The organism is Bowmanella dokdonensis (genome assembly GCF_017254865.1).
Taxonomy (GTDB): Bacteria; Pseudomonadota; Gammaproteobacteria; order Enterobacterales; family Alteromonadaceae; genus Bowmanella; species Bowmanella dokdonensis.
The window spans coordinates 1-311 of record NZ_JAFKCV010000281.1 but is presented as its reverse complement, the minus strand read 5'-3'; the positions used below and the strand labels follow the sequence as shown (position 1 = coordinate 311).

1 protein-coding gene is annotated in these 311 nt (G+C 52.1%); it reads right to left on the bottom strand.

The window, feature by feature from the left end:
* Positions 1 to 51: 51 nt before the first annotated feature.
* On the bottom strand, positions 52 to 311 hold a 260-nt coding region (locus J0A66_RS22585), incomplete at its 5' end, for a GAF domain-containing protein (RefSeq protein WP_206576053.1).

Genomic DNA, 311 nt, shown 5'->3' with positions numbered 1-311 from the left:
GTCGCCGCAACGTTTTGTGAATGCCTTTGTGGCGAAATACGGCACGGGAAACTAAGGCTGTTTGCCTAATGAGGCGTGAATGGCGGCGCTGATCACCTGCGCTGCCAAGCTCAGTATCAGGGTGTCTACGTCATCGAAGGCAGCGGTTGCAGTAGAGAATACTTTGATCACCCCTACGGTATTTTGTTGGTAACCCAAAGGTACCACCAACATGGAACTCAGCCCCACCTTCTGACAGGCATCCTTGTCTACTCTGGGGTCATGCAAGGCGTCCTGGCAGTTCAATACCCGGTTTTCCTTAATGCACAAAC